The organism is Microbacterium sp. GW823-FHT02G05 (assembly GCF_058797175.1).
On record NZ_JBXAJK010000001.1, the window covers coordinates 1,029,265 to 1,048,980 of the forward strand.

21 protein-coding genes are annotated in these 19,716 nt (G+C 68.1%); 13 read left to right on the forward strand and 8 right to left on the reverse strand.

Translation table 11 applies throughout. The features are described from left to right. From AC1REM_RS04855 to AC1REM_RS04870, 4 genes are all read right to left on the reverse strand, one after another. Nucleotides 1-798, reverse strand: coding sequence for an HAD-IIA family hydrolase (locus AC1REM_RS04855; protein ID WP_492513595.1), 798 nt, complete (start codon nucleotides 796-798; stop codon nucleotides 1-3). Nucleotides 799-874: 76 nt separating this feature from the next. Next, nucleotides 875-1,507: a metal-dependent transcriptional regulator gene (locus tag AC1REM_RS04860; protein ID WP_492513596.1), complete on the reverse strand. Its 633-nt coding sequence runs from the start codon at nucleotides 1,505-1,507 to the stop codon at nucleotides 875-877. A 1-nt stretch (nucleotide 1,508) separates the two neighbouring features. Further along, a complete protein-coding gene (locus AC1REM_RS04865; RefSeq protein ID WP_492513597.1) occupies nucleotides 1,509-1,838 on the reverse strand; it encodes a hypothetical protein in 330 nt (109 codons plus the stop codon). Between the two features lie 25 nt (nucleotides 1,839-1,863). Continuing rightward, the gene (locus tag AC1REM_RS04870) at nucleotides 1,864-3,150 is read right to left on the reverse strand and encodes an Nramp family divalent metal transporter (protein WP_492513598.1); all 1,287 of its coding nucleotides are present in this window, start codon (nucleotides 3,148-3,150) and stop codon (nucleotides 1,864-1,866) included. An 89-nt stretch (nucleotides 3,151-3,239) separates the two neighbouring features. Between AC1REM_RS04870 and AC1REM_RS04875 the strand changes: the two genes are divergently transcribed. After that, nucleotides 3,240-3,911 carry a TrmH family RNA methyltransferase gene (locus tag AC1REM_RS04875; RefSeq protein ID WP_492513599.1) on the forward strand — a complete coding sequence of 224 codons (672 nt, stop codon included), beginning with the start codon at nucleotides 3,240-3,242 and terminating at the stop codon, nucleotides 3,909-3,911. A 3-nt stretch (nucleotides 3,912-3,914) separates the two neighbouring features. Here AC1REM_RS04875 and AC1REM_RS04880 read toward each other — a convergent pair whose 3' ends face one another. Next, the gene (locus AC1REM_RS04880; RefSeq protein ID WP_492513600.1) at nucleotides 3,915-5,240 is read right to left on the reverse strand and encodes an MATE family efflux transporter; all 1,326 of its coding nucleotides are present in this window, start codon (nucleotides 5,238-5,240) and stop codon (nucleotides 3,915-3,917) included. Between the two features lie 55 nt (nucleotides 5,241-5,295). On the opposite strand from AC1REM_RS04880, the gene AC1REM_RS04885 reads away from it, so the two are divergent. From AC1REM_RS04885 to AC1REM_RS04910, 6 genes are all read left to right on the forward strand, one after another. After that, nucleotides 5,296-7,140 (forward strand): lipase family protein, encoded by a 1,845-nt coding sequence (locus tag AC1REM_RS04885; RefSeq protein ID WP_492513601.1) that lies wholly within the window; start codon nucleotides 5,296-5,298, stop codon nucleotides 7,138-7,140. Between the two features lie 80 nt (nucleotides 7,141-7,220). Continuing rightward, the gene (locus AC1REM_RS04890; RefSeq protein WP_492513602.1) at nucleotides 7,221-8,147 is read left to right on the forward strand and encodes a metal ABC transporter substrate-binding protein; all 927 of its coding nucleotides are present in this window, start codon (nucleotides 7,221-7,223) and stop codon (nucleotides 8,145-8,147) included. Further along, a complete protein-coding gene (locus AC1REM_RS04895) occupies nucleotides 8,144-8,884 on the forward strand; it encodes a metal ABC transporter ATP-binding protein (RefSeq protein ID WP_492513603.1) in 741 nt (246 codons plus the stop codon). Before AC1REM_RS04890 ends, AC1REM_RS04895 begins: the two co-directional genes overlap by 4 nt. Beyond that, nucleotides 8,881-9,765 (forward strand): metal ABC transporter permease, encoded by an 885-nt coding sequence (locus AC1REM_RS04900; protein ID WP_492513604.1) that lies wholly within the window; start codon nucleotides 8,881-8,883, stop codon nucleotides 9,763-9,765. The genes AC1REM_RS04895 and AC1REM_RS04900 overlap by 4 nt, the downstream gene beginning before the upstream one ends. Beyond that, a complete protein-coding gene (locus tag AC1REM_RS04905) occupies nucleotides 9,762-11,735 on the forward strand; it encodes a M13 family metallopeptidase (protein WP_492513605.1) in 1,974 nt (657 codons plus the stop codon). The genes AC1REM_RS04900 and AC1REM_RS04905 overlap by 4 nt, the downstream gene beginning before the upstream one ends. Nucleotides 11,736-11,885: 150 nt before the next feature. Continuing rightward, on the forward strand, nucleotides 11,886-12,806 hold the full coding sequence (locus AC1REM_RS04910) for a serine hydrolase (protein ID WP_492513606.1): 921 nt from the start codon (nucleotides 11,886-11,888) through the stop codon (nucleotides 12,804-12,806). On the opposite strand, the gene AC1REM_RS04915 is transcribed toward AC1REM_RS04910, so the two are convergent. Beyond that, entirely contained in the window at nucleotides 12,803-13,306 is a 504-nt protein-coding gene (locus AC1REM_RS04915) for a MarR family winged helix-turn-helix transcriptional regulator (protein WP_492513607.1), read from the reverse strand. The genes AC1REM_RS04910 and AC1REM_RS04915 overlap by 4 nt on opposite strands. Before the next feature lie 98 nt (nucleotides 13,307-13,404). Between AC1REM_RS04915 and AC1REM_RS04920 the strand changes: the two genes are divergently transcribed. Together AC1REM_RS04920 and AC1REM_RS04925 are read left to right on the forward strand one after the other, a co-directional pair. After that, nucleotides 13,405-14,028 carry an NADPH-dependent F420 reductase gene (locus AC1REM_RS04920; RefSeq protein WP_492513608.1) on the forward strand — a complete coding sequence of 208 codons (624 nt, stop codon included), beginning with the start codon at nucleotides 13,405-13,407 and terminating at the stop codon, nucleotides 14,026-14,028. 67 nt (nucleotides 14,029-14,095) lie between these two features. After that, entirely contained in the window at nucleotides 14,096-14,491 is a 396-nt protein-coding gene (locus AC1REM_RS04925; protein WP_492513609.1) for a hypothetical protein, read from the forward strand. A gap of 40 nt (nucleotides 14,492-14,531) precedes the next feature. Here AC1REM_RS04925 and AC1REM_RS04930 read toward each other — a convergent pair whose 3' ends face one another. After that, complete coding sequence (locus AC1REM_RS04930) at nucleotides 14,532-15,965, reverse strand: MFS transporter (RefSeq protein ID WP_492513610.1); 1,434 nt, start codon at nucleotides 15,963-15,965, stop codon at nucleotides 14,532-14,534. A 77-nt stretch (nucleotides 15,966-16,042) separates the two neighbouring features. Then, the gene (locus tag AC1REM_RS04935; RefSeq protein ID WP_492513611.1) at nucleotides 16,043-16,495 is read right to left on the reverse strand and encodes a MarR family winged helix-turn-helix transcriptional regulator; all 453 of its coding nucleotides are present in this window, start codon (nucleotides 16,493-16,495) and stop codon (nucleotides 16,043-16,045) included. Nucleotides 16,496-16,588: 93 nt separating this feature from the next. Here AC1REM_RS04935 and AC1REM_RS04940 point away from each other — a divergent pair, with 93 nt between their 5' ends. Genes AC1REM_RS04940 through AC1REM_RS04955 form a run of 4 tightly spaced genes read left to right on the forward strand, consistent with a single transcriptional unit; the run spans nucleotide 16,589 to nucleotide 19,716 of the window. Continuing rightward, a complete protein-coding gene (locus tag AC1REM_RS04940) occupies nucleotides 16,589-17,245 on the forward strand; it encodes an NADPH-dependent F420 reductase (protein WP_492513612.1) in 657 nt (218 codons plus the stop codon). A gap of 26 nt (nucleotides 17,246-17,271) precedes the next feature. Next, complete coding sequence (locus AC1REM_RS04945; protein ID WP_492513613.1) at nucleotides 17,272-18,315, forward strand: LLM class flavin-dependent oxidoreductase; 1,044 nt, start codon at nucleotides 17,272-17,274, stop codon at nucleotides 18,313-18,315. 43 nt (nucleotides 18,316-18,358) lie between these two features. Next, the gene (locus tag AC1REM_RS04950) at nucleotides 18,359-18,985 is read left to right on the forward strand and encodes a hypothetical protein (RefSeq protein WP_492513614.1); all 627 of its coding nucleotides are present in this window, start codon (nucleotides 18,359-18,361) and stop codon (nucleotides 18,983-18,985) included. A 41-nt stretch (nucleotides 18,986-19,026) separates the two neighbouring features. After that, nucleotides 19,027-19,716 carry a GNAT family N-acetyltransferase gene (locus AC1REM_RS04955; RefSeq protein WP_492513615.1) on the forward strand — a complete coding sequence of 230 codons (690 nt, stop codon included), beginning with the start codon at nucleotides 19,027-19,029 and terminating at the stop codon, nucleotides 19,714-19,716.

Consider the following 19,716-nt stretch of genomic DNA (forward strand, 5'->3'; position numbering starts at 1 on the left):
TCAGTCCTCGGTGGACGCGCTCTCGCGAGGAAGCAGATCGGCCACCGAGTTCACGATCTCATCGGGACGGAACGGGTACTTTTCGATCTCGGCCTGGTCGCTGATGCCGGTGAGGACGAGCACCGTGTGCAGCCCCGACTCGATGCCGGCGACGATGTCAGTGTCCATGCGGTCGCCGATCATGCCCGTCTTCTTCGAGTGCGCATTGATCTTGTTGAGGGCCGAGCGGAACATCATCGGGTTCGGCTTGCCGACGACGTACGGCTCTTTGCCGGTGGCCTTCGTGATGAGCGCGGCGATCGCACCGGTCGCAGGCAGCGGGCCATCGGCGCTCGGTCCCGTGGCATCCGGGTTCGTGACGATGAAGCGCGCACCCTTGTTGATGAGGCGAATCGCCTTGGTGATCGCATCGAAGGAGTAGTTGCGGGTCTCGCCCACGACGACGAAGTCGGGGTTCGTCTCGGTCATGATGAAGCCCGCGTCGTGCAGAGCCGTGAGGATGCCCGCCTCGCCGATGACGAAGGCCGAGCCGCCGGGCACCTGCTGCTTGAGGAAGTCGGCGGTCGCGAGCGCGGAGGTCCAGATGCGGTCTTCCGGGACGACCAGGCCGCTCGCGCGCAGGCGAGCCGACAGGTCGCGCGCGGTGAAGATCGAGTTGTTCGTGAGCACAAGATACGGGATGCCGCGAGCCTCCCAGCCCGCGAGAAGCTCGGATGCCCCAGGGATGGCGATGTTCTCATGGACGAGAACGCCGTCCATGTCGGTCAGCCAGCATTCGATGTCATCGCGGTGTGCCATGTGCCCAGCCTATTGGGCGGGGGCGACGCAGGAGATCACGTGTCGGCACGCGGCGCGGTGGACGAGTCCCCTCGTCTCAGACGCTGAGCCACACCACTTCGGCCGTGCCCTCGGGCAGTTCCACGGCGACGCCGTCGAGCTCGATCCCCGAAGCCGTGATCGCGATCGTGGAACCGACCGTCAGCCCCAGAGCCTCCAGCGAGCGCAGCAGGGCGGGATCGCGGTCGCTGACCCGCAGTACGCGGCCGCTGTGACCGGGGGTGGCGTGCGCGAGCAGGACGAAATCCTCTCGGATCACCGCACCCCTGGCATCCGGAATCGCATCGCCGTGCGGATCGAATCGCGGTCGCCCCAGCCGCACGTCGATGCCCTCGAGTAACCGATCGCTGATCGCGTGCTCGAGCACCTCGGCCTCGTCGTGCACCTCATCCCAGGCGTAGCCGAACTCGCGCACGAGCCAGGTCTCGATCAGGCGGTGGCGGCGGATGACGGTGAGCGCCCGCTGCTCGCCCTCGTCAGTCAGGCGCACAGCCCCGTAGGGCACATGCGAGACCAGGCCCGCCGCGGCGAGCTTCTTCACCATCTCCGTCACGGACGACGGGGCGATCCCGAGGCTTGCGGCGAGCACCGACGGGGTGATCGGAGCATCCTGCCATTCCGTGTGCGCGTAGACCGTCTTCAGGTAGTCATCGGCGGCGGGGGATCGCATGTCAGCTTCCGAGGGACAGAAGGACGTTGAACGCTGCCGCGCCCGCGAAGAACAGGGTGATGAATCCGAGGATCGCGGCGAGCAGTGACAGGCGTCCGTCGTAGTCGTTCACGCCGCGGCTGCCGATCGAACGCGCACGGAACGCGAGCACGAGCGTGATCACGCCGAGTGCAAGCTGCACCCAGGGGGCGCCGACGGTGAGCAGATCCGGCCAGGTGATGAGCACGACGCCGAGGACGCCGGTGCCGACGGCGAACCAGGTGCTCAGGCTCATCGCCCGCCGTGCGGCGGAATCATCGCGGGCGGGCGTCTTGTCGCGGGCGGAAGGCATGCATCGAGCCTACCCGCGCGGCGACTCAGCCGCCGGTCGTCACCAGCCACAGCAGCGTCGCGTTCAGCGCGATCAGCAACACGGAGGCGATCACACCGGCGACCGTCGTCAGAATGCGGTTGCTGAACGCCCCGAGCGTGCGCCGCTGCGCCGTCAGAGCCACCAGCGGAATCAGGGCGAACGGGATGCCGAACGACAGCACGACCTGGCTGAGAACGAGAGCGAAGGTGGGATCGACACCGAGGCCCAGGATCAGCAGAGCCGGGATGAGCGTGACCAGGCGCCGGGCGAGCATCGGGATGCGAACTTTCAGGAGCCCGTGCAGGATCTCCCCACCCGCGTAGGCGCCGACCGCGGTGGATGCCAGGCCGGATGCGAGCAGGCCGACGGCGAAGAGCGCGGCCACGACCGGGCCGAGCCCTGCGGCGAGTGCGGCATGCGCGCCTTCGAGGGAGTCGGTGCCCTCGACGCCGGCGAGGTTCGCGGCGGCGAGCAGCAGGATCGCCAGGTTCACGGAGCCGGCGATGAGCATCGCGACCGATACATCCCAGCGGGTCGCGGTCAGCAGGGTGCGCACGCGTCCGGCGTCGGTGGTGTGGATGCTGCCACCGAAGCGATCGCGCGTGAGGGCGGAATGCGCGTAGATCGCGTGCGGCATGATCGTCGCGCCGAGGATCGAGGCTGCGAGCAGCACCGAACCGGTGTCCGCGAAGCGCGGCACCAGACCGCCGACCACGCTCGCGGGATCGGGCGGCCCGACGAAGACCCCCGCGGTGAACCCGACGGCGATGATGACGAGCAGTCCGATGATCGCGAACTCGAAGGGCCGCGCACCGCGGCGCGCCTGCACCAGGAGCAGCCCGATCGAGACGGCACCCGTGATCGCCCCGCCGAGCAGCAGGGGAATGTCGAACAGCAGGTACAGGGCGACAGCTCCGCCGATGACCTCGGCGATGTCGGTCGCCATCGCGACGAGCTCGGCCTGCAGCCAGTATGCGCGACGAGCCCACGGATTGCGGATGCGCTCGCCGAGGACCTCGGGAAGGCTCTTGCCCGTGACGATTCCCAGCTTCGCGGACAGGTACTGGATGAGCCAGGCCATGACGTTGCCGACCACGACGACCCAGACGAGCAGATAACCGTAGCTCGCGCCGGCGGTCATGTTGCTGGCGACGTTGCCGGGGTCGAGGTAGGCGACGCCGGCGACGAGGGCGGGGCCGAGCAGCCAGAGGCCGCGCGGAAGGGGCGTCGCGGGCCGGGTGTCGGTCAGCGAGCGAGGGACCACGATGTCCGACGCAGAATTCTTCGGCATGCCGAAATCATAGGCTGTTTTCGGTGCACCTAAAAGCGGACCCTGCGCTCGGCGTCAGCCAGTCTCGAGGCGCGGGATACGCTTCTGAGATGGAAGAGCGGATGCCCGAGCCCGTCCCGACCACCCCGGCGGATGTCCCTGCGACCCCCGAGTTCTCGACCCATGGGGTCGGCCCCTGGCCCGGCGGTGAGGCCGAATGGCCGCGCGAGGAGTGGTTCGATCCGGAGCTCCTCGCGAACGGCGACACCCGCAACGTCATCGACCGCTACCGGTACTGGCGGATGGAGGCAATCGTCGCCGATCTCGACACGCAGCGGCATCCGTTCCATGTCGCGATCGAGAACTGGCAACACGACATGAACATCGGCTCGATCGTGCGCAGCGCCAACGCCTTCCTCGCGGACACCGTGCACATCATCGGTCGCCGTCGCTGGAACAAGCGCGGGGCCATGGTCACCGACCGCTACCAGCATGTCGTGCACCACGAGAGCGTCGAGGCGTTCACCGAGTGGGCCGCCGTTGAGGAGATCCCGATCATCGCCGTCGACAACGTCGGTGATGCGGTGCCGGTGGACAGAGCCGAACTGCCCCAGCGGTGCGTGCTGCTCTTCGGTCAGGAAGGGCCGGGGCTCACGGACGAGGCCATGGCCGCCGCATCCGGACATATCGAGATCACCCAGTACGGATCGACCCGGTCCATCAACGCGAGCGCCGCGGCGGCCGTCGTCATGTACGAGTGGTGCCGTCGATACGCGGCCTGACTCTCAGCCCCCGGCGGTGACCCAGCGCCCCGTGCGGATGCGTGCGCCCAGGGTGATCAGTCGGGCGATCAGGTAGACGCCGAAGAACGCCACGGCGAGCCAGATCAGGCCGACCGTGCCATCGACGCCGGTCGCGGCGACGACCCAGAGCGCGGGCAGGAACGGCACGAGGTTGAGGCCACCGGCAATCGCGAGATATCGGGCATCGCCCGCGCCGATCAGGACACCGTCCAGGACGAACACGATGCCGGCGATAGGCTGCGCGATCGCGAGCACCAGCATCGCGGGTTGGATGAGGGCGGCTACAGCGGGATCGCCCGTGAAGACGAGGCCGATCACCCCCGACAGCGCCGCCAGCAATCCGCCGACCAGCACGCCGAACCAGGTGCCCCAGGCGACCGTGCGCGCGAGCACATGCTTCGCGTCGTCGACATCGCCAGAGCCCAGGCTCTTGCCGATGAGCGCCTGTGCGGCGATCGCCAGTGCATCGAGCGCGAATGCCGCCGCAGAGAAGATGGTGAAGACGATCTGCCATCCTGCTAGCTCGTCCGTGCCGATGCCCGTCGCGACGGCGACCGTCGCGAGCAGGGCGATGCGCAGACTGAGCGTGCGCAGGAACATCCAGCCGCCCGAACGTGCGGACCCGCGGATGCCCTCGCGCTGTGCGCGCACCGACGCGGAGTGCGTGCGGGCCAGGCGGCCCACCACCACGACGTAGGCCGCCACCATGCCCCACTGCGCGAGCACGGTGCCGACCGCGGAACCGGCGATGCCCCAGCCGAGTCCGTAGATGAAGAGCACGTTCAACGCGGCGTTCGCGGCGAAGCCGAGACCTGCGATCCACAGCGCCGTCATGGTGTCTTGCATGCCGCGCAGCAGACCCGTCGCAGCGAAGACGATGAGCATGGCCGGCAGACCCCACACCGAGATGATCAGGTAGGTGTTCGCCTGCTCGGCGACCGCGTCGCTCGCCCCGAACAGGCTCACGAGCCAGGGGGACAGCAGCGCACCGGCCGCAGCGAGAACGGCGCCGAGGCCGAGTGCAAGCCACATTCCGTCGATGCCGACCGAGACCGCATCTCCGGGCTTCCCTGCGCCGAACTTGCGCGCGACGGCGGGCGTCGTGGAGTACGCGAGGAAGACCATCAGGCCCACGAAGGTTTGCAGCACTGCGCCCGCGATGCCCAGACCCGCCAGCGGAACGGTGCCCAGGTGGCCGACGAGAGCCGCGTCGATCATCAGGAACGCCGGTTCGGCGATGAGAGCTCCGAGTGCCGGGACCGCGAGTCGGACGATCTCGCGGTTGAGCGAGGAGGAGCGAGTGGTCACGGTGACGAGCCTAGACGGGGGTTCGGACACCTGCCGCCGTCGCTAGGCTTGCGCCGTGAACGCCCGATCACTGCCGCACCATCCCATCAGGGTGCTGGCGCATGCGGTCGCCCGACTTCCAGAGCCGCTCGTCCTGGTCATGGCCGTGATCGGCCTCGTCGCCGGCGGCTTCCTTCTGGTGCGCCCGACGACCTCGCTCGACGTCCTGGTGTCGGTGATCGGGATAGGGCTGATCGCCGCAGGCGGGATGGAGCTCGCGCTGCCGGGCACGCGGCGCGAGGGGAGCCGCGGCGTGCTGTCGATCGGATGGGTCGTCTCCGGCGTCGCCATCCTCTTCCTGCCGGGATTGACGGTACGCGCCCTTGCTGTGCTCGTCGGGTTGCTGCTGATCGCGCGCGGCGTCGTCGGCCTCATCTCGCCCTGGCGCTCGACGCTCGGTGCGCCACGTCCGATCGATGCGCGGATCGCCTCGGGGCTGCTGGGCGTCGGCGGCATCGTGTTCGGGGTGCTGGCGATCGTGTGGCCCGATATCACGCTGCTCATCGTGGGCGTGCTCTTCGGTGTGGCGTTGATGACCGCCGGTGCCGTCGTGCTGCTGCGGGCACTGCGTCGGCGTCGCGCCCGCCGCGCGGCGGCTGCGGCCGAGGGGGACATCCTGGACCTCACGGTGCAGCCGACGCCTGGCGCTGGGGAATGGGGAGCGCGGTCGCGGTGGGTGCGCACGATCGGGGCCGTGCTGGTCGTGGCGATCGCCACGACGGCCGCAGGGCTCACGATCACACTGCACGATGCGACGACCGTCGCCGACGAGTTCTACGCGCCGCCTCGCGGGGTGCCGGACGAGGCGGGGCAGCTCATCCGAGCAGAGCCGTTCACCCGCGGAGTACCTGAGGGGGCGATCGGCTGGCGGATCCTCTACACGACGTCGCTCGATGACGATGAGCCCACGGTCGCGAGCGGCCTCGTCGTCGTGCCTGAGGAGGGCACGGATCATCCGGTGATCGCGTGGAACCACGGCACGACCGGTTTCGATCGCTCCTGTGCGCCCTCGCTCGCGGAGCAGCCCTTCGAATCAGGCGCGCTGTTCACGCTCGATCGGATCGTCGACCACGGCTGGGCCCTCGTCGCGACCGACTACATCGGGCTGGGTACGCCCGGACCCCACCCGTACCTCGTCGGGGAGGCGAGCGGTCGCGCCGCGCTCGACGCGGTGCGGGCCGCGCGTCACCTCGAAGACGTCACCCTGGGCGCGCAGACGGTGCTCTGGGGGCATTCACAAGGCGGGGGATCGGCGATGTGGGCAGCGGCGATCGCCGAGGACTACGCCCCTGACCTTCCCATCGCCGGTGTGGCTGCCTTCGCGCCCGCGAGCGACCTCGTGGGGCTCGTGGGCAATCTGCCGAATGTGACCGGCGGCAGTGTGTTCGCCTCGTTCGTGCTCGCCTCGTTCACCGAGATCTACCCCGACATCACGCACAGCGGCTATGTGCGACCCGGTGCGGAGGTGACGGTGCGCGAGCTCGCGAAGCGCTGCCTGTCGGGCCCGAGCATGATGGTCATGCTGCTCAATGTCGTGGCGCTCGCCGACGATCCGAATCTGCTCACCAGCGATCCCACGGCGGGGGCGATGGGCGCGCGACTGCAGCAGAACGTCCCGCCGAGCAGCATCACCGTGCCGTTGCTGCTCGGGCAGGGTGAGGACGACACGCTCATCGCGCCGGATGTGCAGTCGCGCTTCGCGGATCGACTCTGTCGCGCCGGCGTCGACGTCGACTTCCGACGCTATCCGGGTCTTGATCACGTGCCGCTCGTGGAGGCGGACTCTCCGGCGATGACCGATCTCTTCGCTTGGACGACCAAGCTGCTCGCGGGCGAAGACGTGCGCGTCGACTGCCGCTGATACACCGGGGCTCGAGCATCCGCCGTGAGATGACTGCGCCTGCGGTTGCTTTCGGTGTGCCTAAAGCCTATGTTTTCGGCATGCCTAAAAATTCTTCCATCGGTGTTGTCTTGGGGATAAGCGCACTCGCGCTGCTGTCGCTGTCGGGGTGTGCTGCTGCGCCCGTTGAGGCTGCGGGTGAAGAGCGTCCGGTCGTGCTCACGACCTTCACGGTCCTCGCCGACATCGCCGCGAACGTCGGGGGAGACCACATCCAGGTCGAGTCGATCACCAAGGCCGGTGCCGAGATCCACGGCTACGAGCCGACCCCAGGCGACGTCGCCAAAGCCTCGAAGGCCGACCTGATCCTCGACAACGGACTCAATCTGGAGTCGTGGTTCGCGCAGTTCGTCGAGGCGGTCGACGTGCCGCACGTGGTCGTCACCGAGGGCATCGACGTCATCGACATCTCCGGAGACGCCTACGCCGGGCTTCCCAACCCGCACGCCTGGATGAGCCCCGCGAACGTCGAGATCTACGTCGACAACATGGTCCGCGCCTTCGGCGAGCTCGCCCCCGAGCATGCCGAAGACTTCGCGATGAACGCGGGGGCCTACAAGGCCGAGCTGCGCGACATCCGGACCGATCTGACGGATGCGCTGTCTGTGCTCCCTCCGAACCAGCGCGCGCTCGTGACCTGCGAGGGGGCATTCTCCTACCTGGCCCGCGATGCCGGGCTGACCGAGGCCTACATCTGGCCCGTGAACGCCGAGCAGCAGGCGACGCCGAAGCAGATGGCCGCCGCGATCGACTTCGTGCGCGCGAATGATGTGCCCGCGGTGTTCTGCGAGTCGACCGTGTCGGACAAGCCGATGCAGCAGGTCGTCTCCGCCACGGATGCGGTCTACGGAGGCGTGCTCTACGTCGACTCCCTCTCCGAGGCTGGCGGGCCGGTGCCGACGTATCTCGACCTCATCCGTCACGACGCCGACACCATCGTCGCGGCTCTCACAGGAGGTGCACGATGACCGCGGCCATCGAGGTCGCCGACGTCAGCGTCCGCTACGACAGTGTCGCCGCGCTCGACGGCGTGACGCTCGCGGTCGAGGCGGGACGCGTCACGGGGCTGATCGGCATGAACGGATCGGGCAAGTCGACGCTCTTCAAGAGCATCACGGGCGTCGTCAAGCCGGGGCGCGGCAGCGTGCGCATCGATGGTGCAGCACCGGCCCTCGCGCGCAGGCGGGGACTTCTGGGGTATGTGCCGCAGAGCGAGGACGTCGATTGGACGTTTCCCGTCTCGGTGCGGGATGTCGTGATGATGGGGCGGTACGGACACCTCGGCGTACTGCGCTCGCCGCGCGCGCGCGACCGCGCCGCCGTGGACGAGGCGCTTGCCCGTGTCGAACTGAGCGACTTCGCCGACCGTCAGATCGGGCAGCTGTCGGGTGGGCAGAAGAAGCGCGCCTTCGTCGCACGGGCGCTCGCCCAGGATGCGCGCATCCTGCTGCTCGATGAGCCCTTCGCGGGCGTCGACAAGAGATCCGAGGGCACAATTGTTCAGCTGTTGCGCGAACTCGCCGCTGACGGCCGCACGGTGCTGGTGTCGACGCACGATCTGCATGCCCTTCCCGCACTTGCCGATGAGGCGGTGCTCCTGCGCCATCGGGTGCTGTTCCACGGATCTGTGCGCGAGGCACTGCGACCCGAGCGGCTCGCGCAGGCGTTCGGGCTGAATCTCGCCCTTGAGGAGGAGGCGGCATGACCGTGATCGACATCCTCTTGGAACCCCTGCAGTACGAGTTCATGACGCGTGCACTCGTGACGACCGTGATAGCCGCAGTCGTGTGCGCTGTGCTCTCCTGCTGGCTCGTGCTCGTCGGCTGGTCTCTCATGGGAGATGCGGTGTCGCACGCGGTGCTCCCCGGTGTCGTGCTCGCGTATGTCGTGGGGGCGCCATTCGCTCTCGGTGCGCTCGTCTTCGGCGTGCTCGCGGTCGTGCTGATCGGGGCGATCCGTGGGACGAGCCGCGTCAAGGAGGATGCCGCGATCGGCATCGTGTTCACGACGCTGTTCGCCCTGGGGCTCGTGCTGATCTCGGTCACACCGAGTCAGACCGACCTCAACCACATCATCTTCGGCAATGTGCTCGGTGTCTCGGTGAGCGACATGGTGCAGATCGGGGTGCTGGCGGCGATCGCGTTCGGCGCTCTCATGATCAAGCGGCGCGACCTCACCCTCTACGCCTTCGACCCCATGCACGCCTTCGCGATCGGACTGTCGCCCAGGTTCCTCGGCGCGCTTCTCCTCGGGGTGCTCGCACTCACGGCCGTCGTCGCCCTGCAGGTGGTGGGTGTGATCCTCGTCGTCGCGATGCTCATCATCCCGGGAGCCACCGCCTATCTGCTCACCGACCGCTTCGGACGGATGCTGGTGATCGCGCCGACTGTGTCTGCGCTGTCGTGCGTGGTCGGAATCTACCTGAGCTACTGGATCGATGCTGCGTCGGGCGGACTGATCGTGGTCGTGCAGGGGGCGGTGTTCTTCCTGACGTACCTGTTCAGTCCGCGCCAGGGCGTGATCGGGCGTCGAATCGCTCGGCGACGTGCCTCCATGTCGCAGCCCCCGCATATCCTGGTCGCATGACCGATGCTCTGCCCGCAGGCCTTGCCCTCGATGACCTCAGCTCCGACATCCGCCCCCAGGACGACCTGTACCGGCACGTCAACGGCGCCTGGTTCGCGCGCACCGAGATCCCGGAAGACAAGGCGCGCTGGGGGTCCTTCCACCTGCTCGCCGAGCAGGCCGAGAAAGACGTCCGCGCGATCATCGACGAGTCGCAGACGGCCGAGGCGGGCAGCGAGCAGCGCAAGATCGGCGACCTGTACGCGAGCTTCATGGACACGACGCGCATCGACGAGCTCGGCACGCAGCCGCTCGCCGCGACCCTCGAAGAGATCGACGCGATCTCCTCGGTCTCCGAGTTCCTTGCCGCCGTCGGTGCGTACGACCGTGATGGCCGCGCCTCGGTCATCGGCCTCTACGTCGACGGCGACCCGGGCAACCCCGAGCGATACCTGCCGATTCTCGTGCAGGCGGGACTCTCGCTGCCCGACGAGAGCTACTTCCGGCTCGACACATTCGCGGGCACGCGTGCCGCGTACCACGTGCACCTCGAGCGCCTGCTCGTGCTGGCGGGAGTGGCGGATGCGACGGCGAACGCCGACCGTTCGATCGCCCTCGAGACCGAGCTCGCCGGCCACCACTGGGACAACGTGCGCAGCCGTGATGCGGTGGCCACCTACAACCTGAAGACCTGGGACGAGCTGCAGGCGCTCGCCGGTGTCGACCTCACACCGTGGCGTGAGGCCGTGACGCCGTCCAACCCCGCGGCCTTCGACGAGGTCGTCGTCGCGCAGCCGAGCTTCTTCGAGGGGCTCGGATCCCTCCTCACCGCGGAACGCCTGGACGACTGGAAGGCGTGGCTGCGCGCGAAGGTTGTGCACACGGCTGCCGCCTATCTCACCGACGATCTCGTGCAGGAGAACTTCTCGTTCTACGGCACCGAGCTCACCGGCGTCCCCAGCATCCGTGAGCGCTGGAAGCGCGGCGTCTCGCTCACCGAGGGCGCACTCGGCGAGGCGATCGGCAAGGTCTACGTCGCCCGGCACTACCCGCCGACGGCGAAGGCCGCCATGGACGAGCTGGTCGCGAACCTCATCGAGGCGTACCGCCAGAGCATCACCGATCTCGAGTGGATGACTGCCGAGACCCGCGAGCGCGCGCTCGCGAAGCTCGACTCCTTCACTCCGAAGATCGGTCACCCGGATGTCTGGCGCGACTACTCCACCCTCGAGATCGACGCGGCCGACCTCATCGGCAACGTGCGGCGAGCCGCGATCTTCGAACACGACCGCAACATCGACAAGGTGGGCGCGCCGATCGATCGCACCGAGTGGCACATGCCGCCGCAGATGGTCAACGCCTACTACAACCCGTCGATGAACGAGATCGTGTTCCCGGCGGCGATCCTCCAGTACCCGTTCTTCGACGCCGAGCGCGACGCCGCTGCGAACTACGGCGGCATCGGCGCGGTCATCGGGCATGAGATCGGCCATGGTTTCGACGACCAGGGCAGTCGCTACGACGGTTCCGGAAAGCTCGAGGACTGGTGGACGGACGCCGACCGCGCCGCCTTCGAAGAGCGCACGAGCTCGCTCATCGCCCAGTACGACGCGCTCGTGCCCGAGGGTCTCGACTCCGAGCATCACGTCAACGGCGCGCTCACGATCGGTGAGAACATCGGAGACCTCGGCGGTCTGGGTATCGCGCTGAAGGCCTACGAGCTGTCGCTGGGGGCGGATGCTCCTGCGGAGGGCCCGGTCGTCGAGGGCTACACCGGCGTGCAGCGCCTGCTGCTGTCGTGGGCGCAGGTGTGGCAGCAGAAGAGCCGCGACGCCGAGACGCTGCGCCTGCTGACGATCGACCCGCACTCGCCGAACGAGTTCCGCTGCAATCAGATCGTCCGCAACATCGGCGCGTTCTACACGGCGTTCGGTGTCACCGAGAGCGATGAGCTCTGGCTGGCGCCCGAACAGCGCGTAGAGATCTGGTGACCAACAGGGGCGGCTGAGAGTCGCCCCTGTGAACCTGCACTCGTGCAGGGTTACGATGTCCGTGACGTTTGAGGGAACGCGCGTAGTTGTCTGTGCCTGTGGCGTGGGTCCGCAGGTTTCATCCCTCGACTTTCCGCGGAAGGAGCATGCGTGGGCACCTCCTCCGAGCCTTCGCCGTCACGTGTCACGGTGCGCCGATCGCAGCGCTCGACGCGCCGACTGCCACGCCGTGCGGCGCTGGGGCGCCGCTCGTTCGACACCACGTTGCGCACGCTGGATCGGCTTGCCGCATCCGGTGCGCAGGTGGGCGTGCATGTCGTCGATCTCGACAGCGGCGAGGAGGTGCTCCTCGGCGACGATCACGTGACGCTGCCGATCGCCGGGTTGGGCATCGTGCCGCTGTTGATCGAAGTCGCGGCGGGTTTCGCCGACGGCACGCTCGAGCCGTTGGAGATCATCGAGCGCAGCTCGCTCGACCCGGTGACGACCGCGGGAACGTGGCGGCATCTGAAGGCACCGGCCTTGCCGTTGTGCGATCTCGCGGTGCTGGCGGCGGCGACGGGCGACCCCCTGGCGTCGAATGCGCTCCTGGAGCGGGTGACGCACGAGAAGGTCCGCGCCCGCATCGAGTCGCTCGGTCTGACGCGGACGGCACTGCTCGACCGCTACCGGGACCAGCGCGGACCCGATGACGCGCCGCGGCTCGCGGTGGGGTCGGCGCGCGAACTGGCCAGGCTGTTCTCGGAGCTCGTGAACACGCGCGTCGTAGACCCCGCGGTGAGCGCGCAGGTCTCGGAGTGGCTGAGCCTCAACCACGATCTGAGCCTGGTGGCATCGGCGACGGGGCTCGACCCGTTCGCGCACGACAATGACGCGCACGGGGTGCTCTTCGTGAACAAGACGGGCCGCGAAGCGGGCATCCGCGCAGAAGCAGGCGTGCTCGCCGGGCCGCGCGCCGGAATCTCCTACGCGCTGATCGTGGCCTTCGATGATCTGTCGATCATGCACCGCCTGCGCGTGCACGATGCCTTCCGCGTGCTGGGTGTCGAACTCATGGAGTACGCCTTCTAGTCGCCACTCTCGTCCGGCGCCTGATCGGGCATCGGTCCGAAGCGGTGCTGTGGATCGAGTCCTGCGACGATCGGCGCGAGGGCATCGGCGAGCGTGTTCAGCTGGGTCTCGTCCAGGTGATCGAGGACGAGCCGGTGCACGGTGTCGAAATGTCCGGGCGTCGCGTGCACGAGCTGACGGCGTCCCGTGCCGGTGAGCCGGATCTCCACGCTGCGGCGGTCGGTCGTGTGGTCGACGCGTTCGACGAGGCCGCGTTCACGCAGGCGGGTGACGACTTTGGATGCGCGGGGGAGGGTGGCGTTGGTGGCCGCGGCGAGGTCGCTCAGGCGCTGCGGCCCGCGCCGTTGCAGCGTGCTGAGCAGGATGAACTCGTAGTGCGTGAGGGCGTCGTCGCGTTGGAGCTGCGCGTCGAGTGCGACGGGGAGCAGCTCGGCGACGGTGATCAGTGACAACCATGCGCGCGACTGCGCGGGGGTCATGCGGGCGAGCTTCTCGGACATGGATCCATTCTGCCGGGAATAGTTGCCGATGCAAGTGAGTTGTTGTTGATAGTTGCCAAGGCAACAAATTTGAGACTCTCTCTGAGGAAGGCAAGACAATGACTGCGATCACCGTCATCGGAACAGGAAACATGGGCCAGGCCATCGCCGGCATCGCCGTCAAGGGTGGTGCGTCGGTGCAGATCCTGGGACGCGATCTGGAGAAGGCCGGATCGGCGGCTGCGCCGCTGCGTGCGAGCGCCGGAGTCGTGGGAGATCCGATCACCGGCGAAATTGTCATCGCCGCAGTGCCCTACCCGGCGCTGGCGGAGCTTGCCGAGACCTACGGCGCACAGCTCGCCGGGAAGATCGTCATCGACATCACCAACCCGCTCGACTTCACGACCTTCGACGCGCTGGTCGTTCCCGCGGACTCCTCCGCGGCAGCTGAGCTCGCCGCGATGCTGCCCGGTGCTCGCGTGATCAAGGCGTTCAACACGAACTTCGCCGCGACCCTGGTCGGCGGAGAGCTGGGCGGCGAGCCCACTACGGTGCAGCTCGCCGGCGATGATGACGCTGCGAAGAAGCTCCTGGCAGACGTCATTGTCGCTGCCGGGCTTCGTGCTGTGGATGCAGGCGCGCTGAAGCGAGCGCGTGAGCTCGAAGCTCTCGGCTTCCTGCAGCTCGTTCTCGCTGCGCGTGAGCAGATCGGCTGGACCGGCGGCTTCGCGGTTCGCGCCTGAGCGAGCTGGCACGGTGAGCGCCGGAACGCAGGTCCCGGCGCTCACTCGCGCGGCTACGCTGGGGCGCATGGTTGCAGCCGACTGGACTCCGCACCGTCGCGATGACGGTGAACTTCTCGGATGGATCCACCCCGACGGTGAACTGTGGGTGTCTGTCGACGTGCTCGGGCGCCCCGTCTCCGAGCCGAGCGAGTGGCTGGACGCGGAAGCGGCGCTCGACGCGCACGGCATCGGCTGGCTCGCGGATGCCTGGATGCTGGAGAATGAGGCCGATCGTCCGCTGCGTGTCGGCATCGTCGAGGTCACGCCGACAGCGAATGCTCGTGCGGGGCGTATCGTCGTCAAGATCGACGATTTCGGCGATACGAGTCGGCCCGCCACCGAGCCGTACGTCCTGGAATGGCCGCTGCCGGCGCGCCTGCGTCCGCCGCATGACGGCGATCCGGATCCGCGCGTGCTCTGAGGTGAATGCGCGGACTCCCGCTCTGACGCGGGGCTCGCGGCTACCGCAGCGCGGCGTGCGGCAGCGGCTTCGGGCGCGGGATCATCAGCGACAGGATGACGGTGACGACGCCCGCGCCGATGGCCAGCCAGAAGCACAGCAGGAATGCCTCGCGGGTCGGAACCATGGCCCCGGCGACCTCGACGCTCATTCCGGCGAGCACGGCACCCATGACGGCAGATGCCGTTGACGTCCCGACCGAGCGGAACAGGGCGTTGAGCCCGTTGGACGCCCCGGTCTCATCGGCGGGCACGGAGCGCATGATGATCATCGGCATCGCCGCGAACGTGAAGCCGATGCCGACGCCGATGAACAGGTTCGCGACGAGGATGTGCCACACCTCGGTCGACCAGAGCAGCACGAACACGTAGGCGAGCACGATCGCCGCCGCGCCGACCGTGAAGAGCGGCCGAGGCCCGACCGTGCGCTCCAGCCATCCGGACAGCGGTGAGATCACCATCATCACGAGACCTGCGGGCATGATGACGAGGGCGGCGCCGAGCATGTCGAGGCCGAATCCGCCGCCGAGTTCTTCCGGCATCTCGAGCATCTGCGGGAAGGTCACGTTCGACGCGAAGAGGGCGAAGCCCATCCCGATGCCGGCGATGTTGGTCAACAGCACCGCGGGGCGCGCGGCGACGCGCAGGTCCAGGAGCGGATCTGTCGTGCGCAGCTGATACCAGCCCCACAGCAGCAGCATCCCGATTCCGCCGACCGCGCACCCGAGCGCGAGGGGTGAGGTCCAGCCCCATTCGGCGCCCCGAGAGATGAAGAGCAGGATGCCGCTGAGTCCCGCAGCGAGGCCGATTGCGCCCCGCCAGTCGAGACGCCCGGGTGAACGCAGCACATCCTCGGGAACGACCAAGAAGACGAGCACGAGTGACAGCACGCCGAGGCCGGCCCCGAGCCAGAACAGGGCGTGCCAGTCGGCGTTCAGGGCGATGAACGCGGCGAGTGGCATGCCCACAGCGCCGCCGACGCCCATCGTCGCGCTCATGAGCGCGACGGCGGTGCCGAGTCGCTGGGGCGGGAGCACGTCGCGCATGATCGCGATGCCCAGCGGGACGACACCGCTGACGGCACCCTGCAGACCCCGGCCGATGATGACACCGATGATCGAGGTGGACAGCGCGGCGATCGCGGATCCGACGACGAGGGCGAGGAGCAGGGCGATGACGACCCGGCGCTTGCCGTACATGTCGCCGAGGCGTCCTGCGATCGGGGTGGCGACCGCGGCGACGAGAAGCGTGATGGTGATGACCCATGTGGTGTCTTCGCGGGTGGCGTTCAGCAGCCGTGGCAGGTCGGCCTGCAACGGCACCACGAGAGTGAACATGAATGACGAGCACATGCCCATGAAGGCGAGTGCCGCGACGATCGCCCACCGGGGAGGGGTTCGGGAGAGACGATTTCGGGCGCGGGCATCATCTCTCATCGATCCAGGCTATCCCTGCCGGGATGACTCTTCGGCCGCCGCTCGTGAACCCGCACCTTCCGATGCGGTGCGTAGCTTCAGGCGGGGTGCGGCTCGTCGAGGTGGGGGAGCAGTGCTTCGGAGATGTCGCGCAGCTGCTGCAGCTGTTCTGAGCTGAGCGCCTGGGTCACGTAGCGACAGACGGCCGCGTCGTACGTCTCTTTCGCCGTCGCATGGGCGGCCCGACCTGCGGTGGTGATGGTGATTTCGAAGCCGCGCCCGTCGTCGGCGCAGCTCTCGCGGGTCAGTAGGCCGCGCTGTTCCATGCGGCGCAGCTGGTGCGAGAGGCGGCTCTTCTCCCAGTCGAGTTCGCAGCCGAGTGCTGTTGGTCGCACGGGGCGATCTTCGCGGACGAGCGCGCCGAGGATCTCATAGTCAGCTTCGGAGAGCCCGGTTGTGGCGAGCTCGCGGGCGATGCGCGCCGAAAGCCGTTGCCGCATGCGCTGGTAGGAATCCCAGGCCTGCAGGTCAGTGGCGGTTGCGTGCTCCATCCCTCCAGTGTAGTTGATGCATCATCTAGTTCTGCTATCATCGTTGACGCATCAACAAAACTCGTCGCCACAGGCGGCAGGAAGGGAGTGGACGTGCTCACGAAGATCGCCGTCCTCGGTGTCGGACGCGTCGGAGCCGCTGTCGCACGCACGGCCATCGCCGCGGGCCTGGAGGTCACGGTCGCCGGATCCGGTGCGGCAGAAGACATCGCACTCCTCGCCGAGATCGTGATCCCCGGCGCGAAGGTCGCCACGGCGGCGGATGCCGTCGCTGATGCCGACCTCGTCGTCGTGGCCGTGCCGCTGCACAAGTTCCGCTCTGTCGACCCGGCCATTCTCGCCGGCCGCATCGTGATCGACGCCATGAACCACTGGGCGCCGATCGACGGAGAGCTTCCCGAGTTCAGGGATCCCGAGGTGGGCACGAGCGAGGTCGTCGCCGCGTACTTCGCAGAGTCCCGCATCGTGAAGGCGCTCAACCACATCGGCTACCACGAGCTCGAAGAAGACGCCCGGCACGACAGTGCTGACGGCCGTCGGGCACTCGCCTACGCCTCGGATGACGCGGAGGCGGCCGCATCCGTCCACGAACTGCTCGACCGCTTCGGCTTCGATCCCATCTCCGCGGGCCGCCTCGCCGTCGGCATCGCCTTCGAAAGCGGCACCCGCATCTTCACCTCCCGGCTCGACGCCGCGGGCATGCACGCTGCGCTGTCCGAGGCCGCGGAAGACTCCGCGCTCGCCGCCTGACGATCTCTCAGACCAAAGGAACCCTTATGGAAATCGGTGTCTACAGCTTCGGCGACTCTCAGCGCAACGAGGACGGCTCCCTGCGCAGCACGACCGAGGCGATCACCAACCTCTTCGACGCGATCGTTCATGCCGACCGTGTCGGCGCGGACTTCTTCGGCGTCGGCGAGCACCACACGCTCGAGATGCCCGCCTCGTCGCCGGGCGCGATGATCGCCGCCGCCGCAGCGGCGACGACGCAGATCCGCCTCGGCAGCGCCGTATCGATCATCAGCACCGACGACCCGGTGCGGGTGTACCAGCAGTTCGCGACGGCGTCGGCGATCTCGGGTGGTCGTGTGGAGATCACCGCCGGTCGAGGATCCTCTGTCGAGTCGTTCCCGCTGTTCGGCTACGATCTCGTCGACTACGAGCGCCTGTACGAAGAGAAGCTCGAACTGCTCATGGCGATCAACAACGCCGGCGACGACGCCAAGGTCACCTGGAGCGGCACCGTCCGCCCTGCGCTCGACGGCCTCGAAGTCGTCCCACGCCCTGCCGGGGGAAAACTTCCCATCTGGATCGGCACCGGCGGCAGCGCACCCTCCAGTGTGCGCGCAGGGCGACTCGGGATGCCCGTGACCTACGGCATCATCGGCGGAGCCCCCGCGCGCTTCGCCCCGCTCGTCGAGCTGTACCGTCGCACCTTCGCGCAGGGCGGGCATGCGATCGAGAACCAGAAGGTCTCGGTCGCCGCGCTCGGCCTCGTCGCGAAGACGAAGCAGGAGGCGCTGGAGCGCGCATACCCGGGCTGGTACAACATGAACCTCGAGATGGGCCGCCGTCGCGGCTGGCCCGCGCCACAGCAGGATGCGTTCCTCGCGCAGGCGCACGGTGCCGGCGCGTACTACATCGGCGACCCCGACGACGTCGCCGAGCGCATCGTCGACCTCCACGGCCACCTCGGCCACATGCGACACTTCCTGCAGATGGACATCGGCAGCCTCCCGCAGCCGCACTACCTCGAATCGATCGAGCTGCTCGCCACCGAGGTCAAACCCCGCGTCGCGCGCCTGCTCGCGAAGAAGTAGCGGGCGGATGCTGCGTCATGGCCCCTGTGTTTACATAGGGGCCATGACGACAGACGGCGACTTCGCGCAGCATCCGGCTGATTCCGAGTGGCACCGCAGGCTCACCTTCGGTGAGCGCCCCGACGGATCCTGGATGACGCAGGGCCCAGCGCACGCCTACGAGAGCGTCGTGATGCGACCGCTGGAGCCGATGTTCGTCCCGGAGAAGCCACGCCATGGCGAACTCGACCCGGAGAAGTGCGGATCGTGTGCACCCTCGGAGCACACGATCTGGGCGGATGAGCACTGGCAGGTGCGTGCGGGGTGGGAGACCGGCGGGCTTCCGTTCATCGGCGCGATCGCGCCGCGCGCGCACTGGCTGCTGGAGGATGCGCCGCTCGAGGTGATGGCGGCACTCGGGCCGCTGATGCAGCGGATCTCCGAAGCCGTGAAGACGATTCCCGGCGTCGCGCGGTGCCACTTCAGTCGCTGGAACGACGGATCTGCGCACCTGCATCTGTGGGCTTTCGCACGCCCTGCAGGCATGATGCAGGGGCGCGGTGCGGTGCTCTCGTACTGGGACGGGATGCTGCCGGAGATGACCGAGGAGATGATGAACGAGTACATCGGCATCGTCGCGCATGCGCTCGCCGCCGGCGGAGGAGAGGCGTTCCCGCACCGCGCGGTGTGAACGGTCGAGCATCCGGGGCCGCAAAGGGGCAGACTAGACGCGTGCGCACCATTCGTGATCTGGACACCGTCGAACTCATCATCACGGCGCAGGAGCTGCTGGATTCGATCCGCGGCCCCGAGCGCGTGATCGATGCGGGCACGCTGCGTGCCCTGGAACAGTCGGGCAACTACGTCGTCGGCCTCTTCGACGGCGAGGGTGCGGATGAGCGCATGGTCGGCGCATCCATCGCCTTTTTCGGCGTGCCCGCCCAGCGCACGATGCACTCACACATCACGGCGCTGCTGCCGGAGTACCGCGGGCGCGGCTGGGGGCGCGAGCTCAAAGAGCACCAGCGCCAGTGGGCCTTCTCGCGTGAGGTCGGACGCATCACGTGGACGTTCGACCCGCTCGTCGCCCGCAACGCGCACTTCTTCCTGTCCGTGCTCGGTGCGCGCGTGACCGGCTATTCGGTCAACAACTACGGCATCTTCGGCGGCGGCGACGCCGGCGACGAGAGCGACAGGCTCGACGTCGAGTGGAAGCTCGCCGACATCGCGAAGGCTCCTGCGGCTGATGCGGTCGCGGCGACGCTGGAGATCCCCGACGACGTCGAGGCGATGCGCCTGAGCGATCCGGATGCTGCGCACGAGTGGCGTCTGCGCCTTCGTGACGAGATGCAGCAGCTGCTCGGCCAGGGCCTGCGCCCGGTCGGATTCGAGGCGGGTCGCGGCTACCTCTTCACGGCGTAG